The 16,985-nt window shown below is 41.9% G+C and carries 21 protein-coding genes; 20 read left to right on the top strand and 1 reads right to left on the bottom strand.

Going from position 1 to position 16,985, the window contains the following annotated elements; all coding sequences use genetic code 11:
* Positions 1-44 precede the first annotated feature (44 nt).
* The 20 genes from JOD17_RS13085 to spoVAE all read left to right on the top strand — a co-directional run bounded on the left by JOD17_RS13085 (position 45) and on the right by spoVAE (position 16,243).
* On the top strand, positions 45-272 hold the full coding sequence (locus JOD17_RS13085) for a DUF4227 family protein (protein ID WP_042359116.1): 228 nt from the start codon (positions 45-47) through the stop codon (positions 270-272).
* A gap of 18 nt (positions 273-290) precedes the next feature.
* The gene (gene xerD, locus JOD17_RS13080) at positions 291-1,205 is read left to right on the top strand and encodes a site-specific tyrosine recombinase XerD (RefSeq protein WP_204698359.1); all 915 of its coding nucleotides are present in this window, start codon (positions 291-293) and stop codon (positions 1,203-1,205) included.
* Positions 1,202-2,395 (top strand): phosphopentomutase, encoded by a 1,194-nt coding sequence (deoB, locus tag JOD17_RS13075; RefSeq protein ID WP_204698296.1) that lies wholly within the window; start codon positions 1,202-1,204, stop codon positions 2,393-2,395. Before xerD ends, deoB begins: the two co-directional genes overlap by 4 nt.
* Positions 2,396-2,399: 4 nt before the next feature.
* Positions 2,400-3,209 (top strand): purine-nucleoside phosphorylase, encoded by an 810-nt coding sequence (locus JOD17_RS13070; RefSeq protein ID WP_042359120.1) that lies wholly within the window; start codon positions 2,400-2,402, stop codon positions 3,207-3,209.
* Positions 3,210-3,241: 32 nt separating this feature from the next.
* Positions 3,242-4,546 (top strand): pyrimidine-nucleoside phosphorylase, encoded by a 1,305-nt coding sequence (locus tag JOD17_RS13065; RefSeq protein ID WP_204698294.1) that lies wholly within the window; start codon positions 3,242-3,244, stop codon positions 4,544-4,546.
* Between the two features lie 134 nt (positions 4,547-4,680).
* Complete coding sequence (locus JOD17_RS13060) at positions 4,681-5,886, top strand: D-alanyl-D-alanine carboxypeptidase family protein (protein WP_239575514.1); 1,206 nt, start codon at positions 4,681-4,683, stop codon at positions 5,884-5,886.
* 98 nt (positions 5,887-5,984) lie between these two features.
* Positions 5,985-6,338 carry an anti-sigma F factor antagonist gene (gene spoIIAA / locus JOD17_RS13055; protein WP_042413718.1) on the top strand — a complete coding sequence of 118 codons (354 nt, stop codon included), beginning with the start codon at positions 5,985-5,987 and terminating at the stop codon, positions 6,336-6,338.
* A complete protein-coding gene (spoIIAB, locus tag JOD17_RS13050; RefSeq protein ID WP_042359124.1) occupies positions 6,339-6,779 on the top strand; it encodes an anti-sigma F factor in 441 nt (146 codons plus the stop codon).
* 11 nt (positions 6,780-6,790) lie between these two features.
* Positions 6,791-7,540, top strand: a complete 750-nt coding sequence (gene sigF / locus JOD17_RS13045; RefSeq protein ID WP_204698292.1) for an RNA polymerase sporulation sigma factor SigF — start codon at positions 6,791-6,793, stop codon at positions 7,538-7,540.
* Positions 7,541-7,770: 230 nt separating this feature from the next.
* Positions 7,771-8,157 carry an Hsp20 family protein gene (locus JOD17_RS13040; RefSeq protein ID WP_204698291.1) on the top strand — a complete coding sequence of 129 codons (387 nt, stop codon included), beginning with the start codon at positions 7,771-7,773 and terminating at the stop codon, positions 8,155-8,157.
* 122 nt (positions 8,158-8,279) lie between these two features.
* Positions 8,280-8,834 carry a stage V sporulation protein SpoVABEA gene (gene spoVAEA, locus JOD17_RS13035; protein ID WP_204698290.1) on the top strand — a complete coding sequence of 185 codons (555 nt, stop codon included), beginning with the start codon at positions 8,280-8,282 and terminating at the stop codon, positions 8,832-8,834.
* 1 nt (position 8,835) lies between these two features.
* Positions 8,836-10,317 (top strand): spore germination protein, encoded by a 1,482-nt coding sequence (locus JOD17_RS13030; RefSeq protein ID WP_204698289.1) that lies wholly within the window; start codon positions 8,836-8,838, stop codon positions 10,315-10,317.
* Positions 10,318-10,364: 47 nt separating this feature from the next.
* On the top strand, positions 10,365-11,666 hold the full coding sequence (lysA, locus tag JOD17_RS13025; protein ID WP_204698288.1) for a diaminopimelate decarboxylase: 1,302 nt from the start codon (positions 10,365-10,367) through the stop codon (positions 11,664-11,666).
* Positions 11,667-11,859: 193 nt separating this feature from the next.
* The gene (locus tag JOD17_RS13020; protein WP_042413731.1) at positions 11,860-12,225 is read left to right on the top strand and encodes a GNAT family N-acetyltransferase; all 366 of its coding nucleotides are present in this window, start codon (positions 11,860-11,862) and stop codon (positions 12,223-12,225) included.
* A 74-nt stretch (positions 12,226-12,299) separates the two neighbouring features.
* On the top strand, positions 12,300-13,067 hold the full coding sequence (locus JOD17_RS13015; RefSeq protein WP_204698287.1) for a segregation/condensation protein A: 768 nt from the start codon (positions 12,300-12,302) through the stop codon (positions 13,065-13,067).
* Positions 13,060-13,638, top strand: a complete 579-nt coding sequence (gene scpB, locus JOD17_RS13010) for an SMC-Scp complex subunit ScpB (RefSeq protein WP_204698286.1) — start codon at positions 13,060-13,062, stop codon at positions 13,636-13,638. The genes JOD17_RS13015 and scpB overlap by 8 nt, the downstream gene beginning before the upstream one ends.
* A gap of 256 nt (positions 13,639-13,894) precedes the next feature.
* Positions 13,895-14,395 carry a YhcN/YlaJ family sporulation lipoprotein gene (locus JOD17_RS13005; RefSeq protein WP_204698284.1) on the top strand — a complete coding sequence of 167 codons (501 nt, stop codon included), beginning with the start codon at positions 13,895-13,897 and terminating at the stop codon, positions 14,393-14,395.
* Positions 14,396-14,405: 10 nt separating this feature from the next.
* Positions 14,406-14,882: a stage V sporulation protein AC gene (gene spoVAC / locus JOD17_RS13000; RefSeq protein ID WP_204698283.1), complete on the top strand. Its 477-nt coding sequence runs from the start codon at positions 14,406-14,408 to the stop codon at positions 14,880-14,882.
* Positions 14,882-15,889, top strand: coding sequence for a stage V sporulation protein AD (gene spoVAD / locus JOD17_RS12995; protein WP_204698282.1), 1,008 nt, complete (start codon positions 14,882-14,884; stop codon positions 15,887-15,889). Before spoVAC ends, spoVAD begins: the two co-directional genes overlap by 1 nt.
* A 3-nt stretch (positions 15,890-15,892) precedes the next feature.
* Complete coding sequence (gene spoVAE, locus JOD17_RS12990) at positions 15,893-16,243, top strand: stage V sporulation protein AE (RefSeq protein ID WP_042359139.1); 351 nt, start codon at positions 15,893-15,895, stop codon at positions 16,241-16,243.
* Here spoVAE and JOD17_RS12985 read toward each other — a convergent pair.
* Positions 16,240-16,926 carry a YetF domain-containing protein gene (locus JOD17_RS12985; protein ID WP_204698281.1) on the bottom strand — a complete coding sequence of 229 codons (687 nt, stop codon included), beginning with the start codon at positions 16,924-16,926 and terminating at the stop codon, positions 16,240-16,242. The genes spoVAE and JOD17_RS12985 overlap by 4 nt on opposite strands.
* Positions 16,927-16,985 lie beyond the last annotated feature (59 nt).

Below are 16,985 nucleotides of genomic sequence, written 5' to 3'. Positions count from 1 at the left end.
TCGGCATAAGATGGGACAAAGTAGAGATTTGAGGAGGAACGTTCATGTTGTCTCGATTTGAAGCGATTTGGAATGGTTGCAAAATTTTAATTGTTTTTGTTGCGTGCACAGCTTTCTTTTACTATGGTATCCTGTTTTTAATGGCTGAATATCAAGGGGATCAACGCTATGATACGCCTGAGGGAAATGCCATTAAAGTGTTCGAAAATATGAGTGAAGAAGACATTACGTTTCGAGAGCGATTATGGCACTTTTGGCAAAGAGGTGAGTAGTTGGTGCAATCATTGGCAATGGACGACCCTATACACGATTATTTACATTATTGCCTCGTTGAGCGGGGGCACTCTCAAAATACACTATCGGCTTATGAACGAGACTTGATGAGTTATAAACAGTACGTTAATGAAACTCATGAGCTTACAAGTTGGACAGACATCAAGCGCAGTCATATTCTCGATTACTTGTATACGTTAAGAACTGAGGGGAGAACGCCGACTTCGCTTGCGAGGATGTTATCATCGATTCGCTCGTTTCATCAATTTTTACTGCGAGAGCGTGTTGCGATGCACGATCCATCGGATTTGATTGAATCGCCAAGATCGGGAAGAAAACTTCCTGTCGTTTTGTCGATCGTTGAAGTTGAACGCCTCATTCATAATGCAGAGAATACGGAAACGAAATACAAAGACCGTGATGTCGCAATGTTTGAGCTCATGTATGGTACGGGAATGAGAGTTACAGAGCTTTGCGATCTTAAATTGGATGACATAAACCTTGATTTAGGCTTTGTTCGTTGCATCGGAAAAGGGAATAAAGAGCGAATTGTACCACTCGGGCAACCGGCAATGAACGCGATTGATCGATACTTACAGAACTTGCGTCCGACTCTCCTGAAAAAGTTGAGTGAAGAAACGTTGTTTTTAAATCGGCAAGGCAACCGCTTAAGTCGGCAAGGATTTTGGAAGATCTTAAAGAAAAATGCCACTGAAGCTAGCATTTATAAAGACGTAACCCCTCATACGCTAAGACACTCCTTTGCGACGCATCTTATTGAAAACGGTGCCGATTTACGAGTCGTACAAGAAATGCTAGGACATGCTGATATTACGACTACACAAATCTACACGCACATCTCCAACAAACATCTACGCGATGTATACAGTCATTACCACCCTAGAGCTAAAGGAAAGGAAGATCATAAATGACGTCTAACCATCCTTATAATCGTATATTTTTAGTCGTTATGGATTCACTTGGCATTGGCAATGGTCCAGATGCATTGGAGTACGGTGATGAAGGTTCAGATACGCTAGGAGCTATTGTAAACAAACTAGGCGGTCTGGAAATTCCTCATCTGAACAAGTTAGGATTAGGCAACTTAAAACAAGGACCTAAACTTACACCTACAACAGAACCTTTAGCTTATTATGGCAAGATGAATGAGCTTTCCAAAAGTAAAGATACAATGACAGGACATTGGGAACTAATGGGGCTTTATATTGATAAGCCGTTTCGAACTTTTCCTGACGGGTTCCCTAAACAACTGATCGATCAATTAGAACAAGAAACCGGACGCAAAGTAATCGGAAATAAAGTTGCTTCTGGAACAGAGATTATCGAAGAGCTTGGAGAAGAACACGTGAATACGGGCGCGCTCATTGTCTATACGTCAGCAGATTCGGTTTTACAAATTGCCGCTCACGAATCGGTCGTTCCAATTGATGAGCTTTATGATATTTGTTTAAAAGCACGAGCAATGACGCTTGATGAGCCATATATGCTCGGTCGAATTATTGCAAGGCCATTTGTCGGAGATGTAGGGTCGTTTGCGCGAACGTCAAATCGCCATGACTATGCATTAAAGCCATTTGAACCGACCGTTATGAATGCACTTGATGAGGCGGGCATTACGTCTCAAGCAATTGGCAAAATCGATGACATTTTTGATGGTGAAGGTGTGAATGATCGCATGAGAACATCATCGAATATGGATGGAATGGACAAGCTCATTCTTTCTGCAAACAAAGATTTTACAGGATTATCGTTTTTGAACCTTGTTGACTTTGATGCGTTATTTGGTCATCGCCGCGACCCAGAAGGATATGGACGTGCGATTGAAGAGTTTGATGCACGATTACCAGAGCTGTTTGATGTATTACGTGAAGATGATCTTCTTCTTATAACGGCTGATCACGGAAATGATCCGACGTATAAAGGAACCGACCATACACGTGAACAAGTGCCTTTACTTGCGTATTCTCCGTCAATGAATGTCGGTCATGATCTAGGTACAAGGGACACGTTCGCAGATGTTGGCGCAACGATTGCAGATAATTTCTCTGTAACGATGCCAAAGTACGGAACGAGCTTCTTACATTCACTGAAGGGAGAATAAAGAGATGTCATTAATCCAAGAAAATGTGGAGATTATCCGCAATGCAACAGACGTACAACCTGAAATTGCCCTTATATTAGGTTCTGGACTAGGAGAGCTTGGCAACCAAATTGAAGCGGATGTTATTCTTCCATACGATGAAATGAAAGGGTTTAAAACATCTACAGTAGCAGGACATGCTGGACGTTTCGTAATTGGTACACTTGCAGGGAAATCAGTCATCGCTATGCAAGGACGCTTTCACTACTATGAAGGATATGGGATGGAAGACGTTGTTTTGCCCGTTCGTGTGATGGCAGCGCTTGGCATTAAATCGCTAATCGTAAGTAATGCTGCAGGTGGGGTGAACACGTCGTTTAACCCTGGTGATTTAATGCTCATAGAAGATCATATTAACTTTATGCACAATCATCCGCTCATCGGTCCAAACGATGAAACGGTTGGGCCTCGTTTCCCAGATTTATCACAAGCGTATGATCAAGAATTGCAAACGTTAGCTACTACAGTTGCCGATACGCAACAACTTTCTTTAAGAAAAGGCGTTTACGCTGCAGTAACAGGACCAACCTATGAAACACCAGCAGAAGTTCGGATGTTCCGTACGCTCGGTGCTGATGCGGTTGGAATGAGTACTGTTCCAGAAGTGATCGTAGCACGTCATCAAAACATTAAAGTGCTTGGAATCTCTTGCATTTCGAATGCAGCAGCCGGCATATTAGATCAACCTCTCAGTCATGAAGAAGTCATTGAAACGACTGAAGATGTGAAAGACAGGTTTATGAAGTTAGTCACAGCAATTATTGAGAAAATGTAGTAGATATTCTTTTTAAAGAAAAGGTGAAACACATGAGAATGGTTGACTTTATCGCAAATAAACGCGACGGACTCGTACACGATGATGAGCATATTAAACAATTTGTAACAGAATACACAAACGGATCAATCCCTGATTATCAAGCGTCAGCATGGGCAATGGCGGTATACTTTCAAGGAATGACAAAAGAAGAAAGTGCAGCCCTTACTCACGCGATGGCAAAGTCTGGCGATGAGCTTGATTTGTCACAAATTGAAGGCGTTAAAGTTGATAAACATTCAACAGGTGGCGTTGGGGATAAAACGACATTTATCTTGTCCCCACTCGTTGCAGCAGCAGGTGTTCCAGTGGCAAAAATGTCAGGTCGTGGGCTCGGTCATACGGGTGGTACGATTGACAAGCTGGAAGCATTTTCTGGATTTCAAACAGAAATGACAGTTGATCGTTTTATTGATCTTGTCAATGAACATAAGCTTGCTCTTGTCGGACAAACGGGGAACTTAACACCTGCTGATAAGAAGCTGTACGCATTGCGCGACGTAACAGCAACGGTTAACGCAATGCCTTTGATTGCAAGTTCAGTAATGAGTAAGAAGATTGCTGCTGGTGCCGATGGCATCGTACTTGATGTTAAAGTTGGAAGTGGCGCATTTATGAGCGACCTTGATGCAGCAAGAGAGCTCGCACAAACGATGGTTCAAATCGGGAATGAACTTGGGCGTCAAACCGTTGCTGTGTTATCAGACATGGACCAACCACTCGGCGAAATGGTCGGAAACTCCCTTGAAGTAAAAGAAGCGATTGACGTTCTTAAAGGTGGCGGTCCAAAAGACGTTCGCGACTTAAGTGTTCGACTTGCGGCTCATATGCTCGTACTTGCAAACAAAGTTGACTCTGTAGAAGCAGGAGAACAACTTGCAAATGAGTTACTCCAAAACGGAAAAGCGCTTGAAGCGTTTCGCCAATTCGTGGAACGCCAAGGTGGCGATCCGACGTTCGTTGATAACCCAGAAGCATTTGTAAAAGCGAACCACATCATTCCGGTAACGGCGAAAGAAGACGGGTACGTCAAGCAAATTCATGCAGCGAAAATTGGCCAAGCAGCAGGTCACCTTGGCGCTGGTCGAATGACGAAAGACGAGGAAATCGATCATAGTGTTGGTGTACAAGTTAAGAAAAAACGTGGCGATTACGTAAACGCAGGCGATGTGCTTACGTATATTCATTCAAACAAAGAAGATGTCGCAGACGTGGTGAAATTGATTGAAGAAAGCTACACGATCACAAAAGAACACGTTGAGCCATTGCCTTTAATTATGGATGAAATGCTAAAATAATTGTCTTTACGACTTGCTTAAAGGGAACCTTTAAGCAAGTCGTTTTTTTGTGCCTTTGTTTTTTCATAGGTTCACACGTTTATGTAGCGATTATTTTGGTGAAACTAGTAGAAAAAAACGGAGGATTAGAGACGATGATAAAAAGGCTAGTAAGTGCGTTAGTTGGGGCTGTACTTGTTTTTTCCGTTCCGCTGTCCACAGTGTCAGCTCAGGAGACGACGATGACAGATGATGTAGGTTCTGCAATATTAATTGAAGCAGATACAGGGAATGTATTGATGGAGAAAAATTCAGAAGAAGCACTTCCTCCGGCTTCAATGACGAAGATTATGACGATGCTACTCATTATGGAAGAGATTAAAGCTGAGAATCTATCGTTTGAAGATCTCGTCACAACGAGTGAATACGCGGCTTCAATGGGTGGGTCACAAATCTTTTTAGAGCCTGGTGAAGAAATGAGTGTTCGCGATCTATTAAAAGCGATTGCGGTTGCCTCTGGAAACGATGCTTCTGTTGCTATGGCGGAACATATTGCAGGTTCTGAAGAAGCGTTCGTTGATATGATGAATGAGAAAGCAAAAGAATTAGGACTCACAAATACGACCTTTAACAATACGAATGGTTTGCCAGGTGAAAATCATAAAACGAGTGCACACGATCTTGCTAAAATGGCACAAGAATTATTAAAACACGAAGAGATTACGTCATTTACGAGCATCTATGAAGATTATTTACGTCAAGGAACTGACGACGAGTTTTGGCTCGTAAATACAAACCGATTAATCAAGTTTTATGATGGAATGGATGGTTTAAAGACAGGATTTACACGTGAGTCGATGTACGGTCTTACTGCAACTGCAAAACGAGATGACATGCGATTGATTGCTGTCGTTATGGGAGCTGAAACACCACAGATTCGAAACAATACGATTACGAGTTTGATGGATCATGGCTTTGCGAATTATCACGTTGAATCATTGTTTGACAAAGGTACTGCTGTGACAAGTGTTCCAGTCGAAAAAGGAACGAAGTCAACAGTTGTTGGTGAGTTAGAAGATCAAATAAGCTTACTTCTGAAAAAAGGAGAGACTGCTGAAACTGTTGAAGAAAAGATTACCGTTTCTGATTTAAAAGCACCGATCCAAAAAGGTGAAGTGATTGGAGAGTTTCAATTGTTGAATGACCAAGACGTGATTTCAACGTCCAACATTATTGCAAAAGAAGATATCGAAAGTGCGTCATGGTGGGAGTTATTCAAGCGTAGCGCCTTAAAAATCTTAGGTGTTGAGCGAGGCGATTCGACAACGGGTGACGAAGTTTCAGAGACTAGCATGAATTAAAACTGCTTTTGTCACACGTAAAGGAACTTGAGTGGTGATGTTGAACTTTTTAGGGGAGATAGCTAATTTGAATTGTGAGAGAGACTGGAGGAGCGGTTATGAGTTTTTCTGTGGAAGTAGAACAAAAGCAAAACATACTCTGTGTGCGTTTGCACGGAGAGTTAGACCATCATTCAGCGAGTGAATTACGTGCAATTGTTGACCGTCATTTAGAAGAGCATAATACAAAACATATCGTTTTGAATGCAGAAGGCTTAACGTTCATGGATAGCTCTGGTATTGGCGTCATTCTTGGTAGGTATAAGAAGCTTCAACCTCGAGGTGGAAGGTTGATCGTTTGTGGAGTGAGTGCACCTGTTTATCGTTTATTTGAAATGGCAGGGCTGTTTAAGGTATTATCCTTAGAAGAACAGGAATCTCATGCACTACAAGCTTTGGGGGAGGCCGTGTAAATGAAGAACGAAATGGAAATCCAATTCTCTGCACTAAGTCAAAATGAGTCATTTGCCCGTGTGAGTGTTGCAGCTTTCATTGCGCAACTAGATCCGACGATGGACGAGCTAACAGAAATTAAGACGGTTGTGTCTGAAGCCGTAACGAATGCGATTATTCATGGCTATGAAGAAAATCCAGCCGGAACGGTCACAATTACCGTTCATCTCGACGATGATGTGGTTGGCATTAGCGTGCGTGATGAAGGTGGTGGCATTGATGATGTGGACCAAGCAAAAGAGCCACTGTACACGTCAAAACCTGACCTTGAACGTTCAGGAATGGGATTTACGATCATGGAAAACTTTATGGATGAAATGAGTGTCACGTCTGTAGCAGGACGTGGAACGACGGTCTATGTCAAGAAACAGCTGTCCAAAAACAAAGTTGTGAACCATTAAGGGGCGTTGTTATGGAGACAAAAACCAAACGAGGAAAAAAACCATCAGATGAGCAAGTGCGAACATGGATTGAAGAAAGTCAAAAAGGGATAAAAGAATCTCGAGACCAATTGATTGAAAACAACACTCGGCTCGTCTGGTCTGTCGTTCAGCGGTTTATAAATCGTGGCTACGAAGCCGAGGATTTGTTTCAAATCGGTTGTATCGGGCTTATGAAATCGATTGATAAGTTTGATTTGTCTTATCAAGTGAAATTTTCAACGTATGCCGTTCCGATGATTATCGGAGAAATCCAACGATTTATTCGAGATGATGGAACGGTTAAAGTAAGCCGTTCTTTAAAAGAGTTAAACCATAAAATCCGTAAACAAAAAGAAGAGTTAACGAAACAACTCGGGAGAATTCCGACGATTAACGAAATTGCGCAATCACTGGATATCTCTACAGAAGATGTTGTGTTTGCTAATGAAGCAACACGTACGTTGTCATCACTTCATGAAACGGTCTATGAGAACGAGGGTGATCCGATTACGCTAATGGATCAAATATCAGATCCTGATGAATCTAAATGGTTTGATGAGCTAGCTCTAAGAGATGTCGTCAGACATTTGGAAAAAAGGGAAAGACTGATCGTTTTCTTACGATACTACAAAGATAAAACACAGTCTGAAGTGGCAGAGCGGTTAGGGATCTCACAAGTGCAAGTTTCTCGACTCGAAAAGAAAATTTTAGAAAAGATGCGAAAAGAAATGGTCGAGTGATTGTTAACAATATCTCGTTAACCGTGGCGTAAACAGAATTGCTCACCACGTCATGATCCTCACAAGTATGGTTGTAGGTGACCTTCTGAGTAGTGGACCATTACTTTTTTCAATCAAGCCTTGCACATGCAAGGCTTTTTTTGTGCTTATTTTTGCTGCACGTTTATCTGGGCACAAAGCAAATGGTGGTTGCATACAACGATAGTAAACGAAAGAAAATGGGGGACGAAATGATGACGTTGCCACCATCGAAAGGTAGTCGGATTCTAGGAAGCATTGCGAACGTGATTCAAGATGCTTTTATTCACCATGTTGTACCGATTGCAAGACAGTTACTTGAGAATCAATTGCACGTAATCGAATATGACAATGGGTATACGATTGAAGGTCGGTTACCGAACATGACAAAAGATGACATTACAATTGAGTATGAGGCGCCGTATTTAATGATCTCTGCATCAAAGCATAACGGCCACTATTACGAGCAAAGTTCTCGGACGTTTTATTTACCAAATGCTGATGATACTCAAATGAATGGCTCCTTAGAACAAGGTTTATTTTATTTAACGATACCAAAGCGAGGCGCAGTTACGAGTTGTTTGCATGAAGATGAGTGATCTTAAGCACTCGTCTTTTCTTTTTATAAATTTCACATACCTTAATAGTGAAACGTTCCGTCAATACATAATGAGGTGAACATTGATTCATAATAAAACGGTAAAAGGGTGAGGTGTGGATTGTGCAAAAAGTGATTTTCGTGACAGATGGAGACGCCATTGCGTGTAAGGCAATCATACGAGCAACAAAAACGTTATCGATCGGTCACGTTATTTTATCAGGAGGCAATCCGACGTGCTGCTCGTATGAAGATCTCTTAAAAAAAGTAAAAGCGAGTGAATACCTGATTACAGTCGTTCTATTTGATGATGCTGGACAAGTCGAAATCGGCAAAGGTGAAACGTTAATGAAGCAGTTAGCTGAAGAAGAGGAAATAGAAATTATCGGCGCACTCGCTGTTTCATCAGCGGACCGTTCAGCTGATTGGACGAGGGTTGATGTGTCCATAGATCGCAACGGACAACTCGTCAGTCAAGGAGTTGATAAGGAGGGCATTCCAGATCTAGAAGATCACAAAGTGCATGGCGACACTGTATATGTGCTCGATCAACTGGATATAAAAACGGTTGTAGGAATTGGAGATCTCGGAAAGATGGCTGGAAGGGATGACCCCCATAAAGGTGCGAAAGTAACAACAAAAGCACTGAAGTTGATTATAGAACGGAGTGCAAAGTAGCATGAAAGAGCAAACGAAGCGAGAACATACGCCACTATCTTCTCATATCCATAAAAACGAAAAGATTTTTAAAGAACGTCTTGGTATGGATGATAGTTTTGATGTTGGTGTACGGAAATTAAACATACTAGAAAAAGAAGTACAAATTTATTATTGCAATGGGTTAACAAATATTGAAAATGTAATTGAAGTGTTGAAAGAATTAATGCATTTGGATCATTTAGACCCAGAAGCAGACACCGTTCAAGAAACAATTGAGAACCATTTAACCCATCTACAAGTCGAATACACAGAAACGATCGAAGACTGTATTTTTTATATGTTAAGTGGTCTCGTATTTATACTACTTGAAGATGAAAAGAAAGCCTTTGTCGTAGATGTGCGAAATTATCCAGGTCGCTCACCAGATGAACCCGATACAGAACGTGTCGTTCGTGGTGCAAGGGACGGGTATACTGAGAACATTATTGAAAATACAGGACTAACGAGACGACACATACGTGATGAAAATTTACGAAATGAAATCATGCAAATTGGTTCGAGGTCTAAGACGGATATTTGTATCTCGTACATTCACGGTGTCGCAGACCCAGATCTCGTTTCAATTATAAAAAAAGAACTTGAACAAATTGATATTGATGGCATTTCAATGGCGGATAAAACGATTGAAGAATATCTCGTCAATCAAGGTTGGAATCCGTTCCCGCTCGTTCGTTACACAGAACGTCCGGATGTTGCTTCAACTCATTTATTGGAAGGTCACGTCGCCATAATTGTCGATACTTCACCGTCTGTCATTATCCTACCCGCAACATTTTTTCATCATGTTCAACATGCTGAAGAGTTTCGCCAATCGGCAGCAGTTGGGACGTTTTTACGGTGGGTACGGTTTATCGGGATCATTTCATCCATTCTTATCGTTCCTCTATGGTCATTGCTCGTTTTACAACCAGATATGATTCCAGATGCGCTCAGTTATCTCGGTCCTGAAGAAGAATCGAACGTTCCACTCATGGCACAAGTGCTCGTCGCTGAGTTTGGAATCGAGTTACTACGGATGGCAGCGATTCACACACCTTCACCATTAGCGACGGCACTCGGTTTAGTTGCCGCATTATTAATTGGTGACGTTGCGATTAGTGTTGGTTTGTTAACGCCTGAAGTTATCTTATATATGTCTCTTGGGGCGGTCGGAATTTTTGCAGTCCCTAGTGCTGAGATGGGAACAGCGCTAAAAATGCTTCGAATTGTACTCATCATCGCAACGGGTTTGTTTTTGAGTTATGGACTCGTCATTGCGTTAACTGTCGTGTTGATTCTCATGGCAGGAATGAAGCCACTTCATAAACCGTATTTATGGCCATTTCTTCCGTTTGATCCGAAAGGAATGTGGCAAATTGCTATTCGCACAACGGTGCCAAGCATGAGACTTCGACCTCGAATTGTTAATCCGAAAGATCCGGTTAAACAAGGAGACAATTAAAAACAGAGATGGTACAATAATTGGCATGAATAGTGAGAGGTGAGGGCATGTCAAACGATGTACATCAAAGAAGCATCACGATTGGTGGCGTGAGCGCCGAAGAACTAGTAAATACGTATGGTACGCCACTATATGCCTACGATACAACGGTGATTCGCAATAAAGCTCATGCCTTTATCGATGCATTTAAAGAAGAAGAAATTAATTTTCAAGTTGCTTATGCGAGCAAAGCCTTTAGTACTGTTGCAATGGTTCAACTCGCTGAACAGTTAGGTTTAAGTTTAGATGTCGTTTCTGGTGGAGAATTGTACACAGCAAAAAAAGCTGGTTTTCCAATGGAGAAGGTTCATTTCCACGGCAACAACAAAAGTTTAAAAGAAATTAAAGAAGCGATTGAGCTTGGAATCGGCTGTTTTGTTGTTGATAATTTTCATGAATTATCATTGCTCTCTAGTGAGAGTAAGAGACAAGGAAAAGTTGCACCAGTCTTACTTCGAGTTACACCAGGTGTTGAAGCACATACGCATGCGTATATTTCTACTGGACAAGAAGATTCTAAGTTTGGTTTTGACCTTCAAGCTGGACAAGCAAAGCGCGCAGCCGTTGAAGTGTTAGAAGACGATTCTTTACATTTACTTGGCCTTCATTGTCATATCGGATCACAAATCTTTGAGACCGACGGATTTATAGAAGCGATTGATGTTTTGTACAGTCATTTACAAAACTGGAAACAAACGTTGTCATATGAAGCGGAAGTCGTTAACACTGGTGGTGGATTTGGAATTCGCTATACAGAAGACGATCAACCACTCGATCCGTCCGTATTCGTAAAAACAATCGTCAAAGCAGTAAAGGATGCTTCAGAACGTTTAGGTATGGCAATACCAGAAATTTGGATTGAACCAGGACGGTCAATTGTTGGAGAAGCAGGAAGTACAATTTATACGATTGGTTCAGAGAAAGTTATTGAGAATGTTCGCCATTATCTTAGTGTGGACGGTGGAATGAGCGACAATATCCGCCCAGCTTTGTATGATGCAAAATATGACGCGGCGCTTGCCCACCAGGCAACGCCTGATAACGAGCAAGTGACGTATGCGATTGCTGGAAAAGCTTGTGAAAGTGGTGATATGCTCATTGATGCAATCACGCTTCCAAAAGCAAAATCGGGAGACTTGTTAATTGTTTATTCGACAGGAGCTTATGGATATTCAATGGCAAGCAACTATAATCGTCTCGCTAAGCCTGCGGTCGTGTTTGCAGAAGGTGGCAAGCATCAGCTGGTCGTTAAGCGAGAAACGTATGAAGACCTTGTTAAAAATGACCTTTCGCTACAATCCTTAGACTAAGTTTGCTGCAGGATAATTCTCCCCTTTTCGAACGAGAACTTGCTGATCGGGTCTCGCATATGTATAATGATACAAGATACGATGTTAAAGTGAGGAAATGTGGCTTTAAAGCATGGATCGTCCATGTTTTTGTTTTTTCATGTCACAAGAACGAGTTGTATCTCTTTTTATGTAAGAGGGGAGAGTCAGGCAAATGTTAGTGAAATATAAATCATCGTTTAAAAAAATCGCGATGGGTCTTTTATCTTTCATGCCGGACCTTAAAGATATAAAAACGTTGACAGAGACGATTAATCGATATGAAAATGAAGATAACTGGAAGTTGTTTTTATGGAAAAAGGACGACGACTTTGTAGGAGTTGTTGGTTATATTGAGCGTGAAGATGGTACCATTTTGCTTGAACACGTTTGTGTGAATCCGTCTTATCGTTCTGAAGGCGTTGGCGTGCAAATGGTATGCACATTAGAAGACCGCCTCGATAAAAGTCTCATAGGCAATGAAAAGACCGAACCGTTCCTAAACAGTTGTCAATCGCATCGCGCGAACATGGAAATGTAGTCGTTTAAGCTCTTAGCGAATGGTCGCTAAGAGCTTTTCTCGCTTGCATTATTTTTTAACGTGGAGGAGTCATTTTGGAACGTTATCAAGTAAAGTTGGAAAGCTTTGAAGGACCGCTTGACTTGTTGTTGCACCTCGTACAACAAGCTGAGGTTGATCTTTATGACATACCGGTTGCAGAGATTACTGCACAATACATGACGTACATACATGCGATGCAGCAACTCGAGTTGGACGTTGCGAGTGAATACCTCGTCATGGCATCGTCACTACTCGCAATTAAAAGTAAAATGTTACTGCCTACACCTGAGTTGGTAAATGCAGACGAAGAATGGGAAGAGTGGGAAGAAGAAGACCCGCGTGAAGAATTGGCGATGCAGCTCGATTTGTATCGGAAATATAAAGAAGCAGCAAATTTTCTACAGGAGCAAAGCGATCATCGTGCGAAACGCTATAGCAAATCTCCGACCGATCTTGAACAGTATAAAGATTATACTGAAGTTCAAGAAGTGGATGATGATGTCGATGCGACCGTAACGGATTTAATCCAAGCTTTCCAAAAGATGAAACAGCGTGTGCGAATGCGTTCGCCAAAGCATACGACCATTGAGCAAGAAAGGCATTCAATTGAAGAACGAATGACTGTCATTACAGATGTGTTAGCAGACCAAAACGCACCCGTTTCGTTTCAACAAGCGTTTGCCATTGGAGAGATGGACAGACAAGTGACGACGTTTATTGCGCTCTTGCAACTCGTGAAAGATGGCGATGTTTCATGTGAGCAAGAGGAGAATTTTGAAGATATTTGGATTCAGGCTAAAGGAATGAGTGTACATGCATGAGGAGTTAACCGGTATTATCGAAACGCTTCTTTATGTAAGTGGTGATGAAGGCATAGATGTCGCCCGACTTGCAACAGTATTAGAACTTGAAGAAGATAAAGTGAGCCGTGAGTTAGAGCGTTTAAAAGAGGAATATGAAGAAAAAGGGTATACATTGCAATTGATGAAGTTTGGGAGTGTCTATACGTTAACGACGAGACCGAAGTATGCTTCTTACATCGAACGATACGCGAAGCCGCCTGAACGCTCAACATTGTCACAAGCAGCTCTAGAGTCACTTGCAATTGTCGCTTATCGCCAACCTGTGACTCGGAGTGATGTGGAAGAAATTCGCGGCGTAAACGCAGATCGAGCCTTAAGCACGCTCGTCAGCAAAGGATTAGTTGAAGAGTCTGGCAGGGCCAAAGGAGTGGGGCGTGCCATTCTTTACGTAACGACCGAACGTTTTCTTGACGTTTTTGAACTTGAATCATTGCAACATTTACCGAAGATCGAAGAAGATCAAGACCAAGACGTAGAACAAATGGACTTGTTCTTAAGCAATTATAAAGACCTTCAAAACGATGAATAAAACGAGTTAGCTCTAGTTCTTTGAACTAGGGCTTTTTTTTGCAATGCTTTACTGTTCACGCCAGGGACGAGCTTATACAAAACATAGCGATTGTGGAACAATGCAGTAATTTAGATGCAAAAACTCACAAGTCTTTTATAAACGATTCTTCCAGTCGACATGGCTGTTTTTTTATGTTTTAGGAAAGTATTGTCACGTATGAGCCTTGTTCTTCGGCAGACAATAAAATCAATCAAGAAAGTAGGTGAATACGTTCGTGAAACACTTTCGATCTTTGTTTATCATTAGTTTACTACTTATTGGCTTGTTGCAAGGGTGTACAGAGGAAAGTCGTGAGCTTTTGATGAATGATTTATCCACGCATCACACAGATGAATTACATGCCGTGCAATTGGAACATTCGCCATATGCAAATGATCAGCCAAAAGAGCACCAAGCGCTTGCTCAAAAAGCGAAAAGCATTACAAAAACGTTGGAACACGTCACAGATGTATACGCGGTTTCTTTAGGTAACCATGTTTTTATAGCGCCACAAGTTGAACATCACATTCGATTTGAATTAAAAGAGTTCGGTGAACGTGCTGAAAAGAAGTTAGACGCACGGCTACCTAGTACGACACAACTCCATTTCTCTACCGACCAAAAAGCGTTTCAAGAACTAAAGAAGTTAGAAAAAGATGTAGATGAGAAGAAAATTGACGGCTCTGAAACACATGAACGCTTGTTAGAAATTCAAGAGTATATGAAACCATTATAGGAGGAAACGTATGAGTCAACAAAATGACGATCAAATGGAAAAGGAAGCCTATCAAAAAGTAGCGAGTCGAATTGAACCGAAACGGCCAATGTTCATGAACTGTATAAAAGCGTTCCTTGTAGGAGGGTTCATTTGCGTAATTGGCCAGTGCATTAGCACGTTTTATATGCACTTTTTTCATTTCAATGAAGCTACAGTAGGAGCACCAACGGTTGCGACGTTAATATTTATTTCAGTACTACTCACAGGCTTTGGTGTCTATGATAAATTCTCTCAATTTGCTGGTGCTGGAACGGCTGTGCCTGTTACAGGTTTTGCAAATTCAATGGCTTCAACCGCCATTGAGTACAAAACAGAAGGCTTTGTGCTTGGAGTCGGTGGTAACATGTTTAAGCTTGCAGGCTCGGTAATTGTGTTCGGTACGGTTGCAGCCTTTATTATTGGGATTATTTATACGGTCGCTACGGGTCAATGGGGGGCGATGTAATGTACATTAGCAAACAGAGCTTTCGTTACGAAAGTGAGCCATGCATCGTCTCATCCGGGGTTGTTGTCGGACCGACCGAAGCAAAAGGACCGCTCAAGGATCATTTCGATAAAATGTATGATGACTTGTGGATCAATGAAGATTCCTTTGAAAAAGCTCAAAAAAAGTTAATGGAAGAAGCGTGTAAAGAAACGTTAACGAAAGCAAACATTACCTCAGAAGAGGTTACCTTTCTATTTGGTGGCGATCTGATTAATCAAATCACAGGTACGAGTTTTGCTTCACGGACGTTAGGCATTCCGTTTTTCGGTCTATTTGGGGCGTGCTCTACTTCAATGGAAGCCTTATCACTTGCCGCAATGGTCGTTGAACAAGGAGCGCCATACGTTTTGGCAGGAACGGCTAGCCATTATGCGGCAATTGAAAAGCAGTTCCGCTATCCAATTGAGTACGGTTCCCAAAGACCACCAACCGCCCAACGAACGGTCACAGCTGGTGGGGCAGCACTCGTAGCACCGACTGGATCTAACATTCATGTGACAAAATCGACGATCGGTAAAGTGATTGATAACGGCATTAAAGATCCGTTTAATATGGGAGCGGCGATGGCGCCTGCAGCAGTGGATACGATTCTGACGCATTTTAACGATTTTAATACGTCTGAAGAAGACTACGACTTAATTTTGACCGGTGATTTAGGACAAGTTGGACGCTCGATCGCACTTGAATGGTTTCGACAAAAAGGTGTGACCTTACCAGAAGGAAAGTTCCAAGATTGTGGGCTAATGATTTATGATGATGAACCTGAAGCTATGGCAGGAGCGAGTGGGACCGGTTGTTCAGCAGCAGTCGTCTTTAGTAAGATCCTACAAGAAATGCAACAAGGAAAGTATAAAAAAATACTTGTTTGTGCAACAGGAGCACTTCTTTCACCGTTAACGTATCAACAAAAAGAGTCGATTCCATGCATTGCTCATGCTGTTGTGATTGAACGGAAAGGGGCGTAAACGATGATATTTCTATGGGCATTTATTGTTGGTGGCCTTATTTGTGTAGTCGGTCAGCTCATGATGGACGGTTTGAAGTTAACACCTGCACATACGATGGCAACGCTCGTTGTAGTCGGAGCAGTCCTCGATGGACTTGGACTTTATGAACGATTGATCGATTTTGCGGGAGCGGGAGCGACCGTACCGATCACAAGCTTTGGTAATCAACTCGTGCACGGAGCACTTGCAGAAGCAGACCGTACAGGGTTGATTGGAGTCATTACTGGGATCTTTCAAATTACGAGTGCGGGTATTTCAGCTGCGATCATCTTCTCATTCCTGGCAGCACTCGTATTTAAGCCGAAAGGTTAATGCTCAAACGTATGTAACGTTAACTCACCGTTTTGTTTCGTGACCGTTAAGCGACCATAGTGGTCCAAGTCGGCATAGAAGATATCTTTTAATGAGCGGATGTTTTGTTTTTTTAGCATCGTCATCAGTTGGAGTTCATCAATATGAAATTTTTTCGTCGTACTCTGATCAAGTTCACCGTCGACGATTAAAGGATAGGACAACCGTTCTGGTTGTCCATTTTCGTTTTTTAAGATGCTTAAACGTCCGTTTGCTTCGATGATGGCATAGTGAATAGAATCGTGATGAAATACGTCTTTCTCCCGTAACATTCCGATAATATTGTCTAGCGTGTAATGGATGTGTCGGATGTTTTTTGGAATGAATTTGCCGTGCACCATGACAATTGTTGGGGCGAATGTGACCCGCTTACCGAATTGTTTATAACGTAACGTCAAATAAGTCCAAAACCGTTGGAAAAATGCAATTGCAACGATTGCATAAGCTGTATGTATATGTGGAACCGTCGGATCTGCAATATCGGCACCGGTAACTGAAGCTAGTGTAATCATGATTAAGTAGTCAAATACAGGCAATTCACCAACGGACCGTTTTCCCATAAACAACGTACAGACGAGCAGTAATGGGATGATGGTCACAATTCTTCCTGAGACGACTGCGAAATCAGCAAGTAAGTTTTCCATTTATTAATGTACCTTTCTTTTTTTATACAGTTTGCCTCTGATTGCTCGTTTCATTCTGT

This window comes from Geomicrobium sediminis (assembly GCF_016908595.1).
GTDB lineage: Bacteria > Bacillota > Bacilli > Bacillales > Marinococcaceae > Geomicrobium_A > Geomicrobium_A sediminis.
This window is presented reverse-complemented; position numbering and strand designations above follow the sequence as displayed.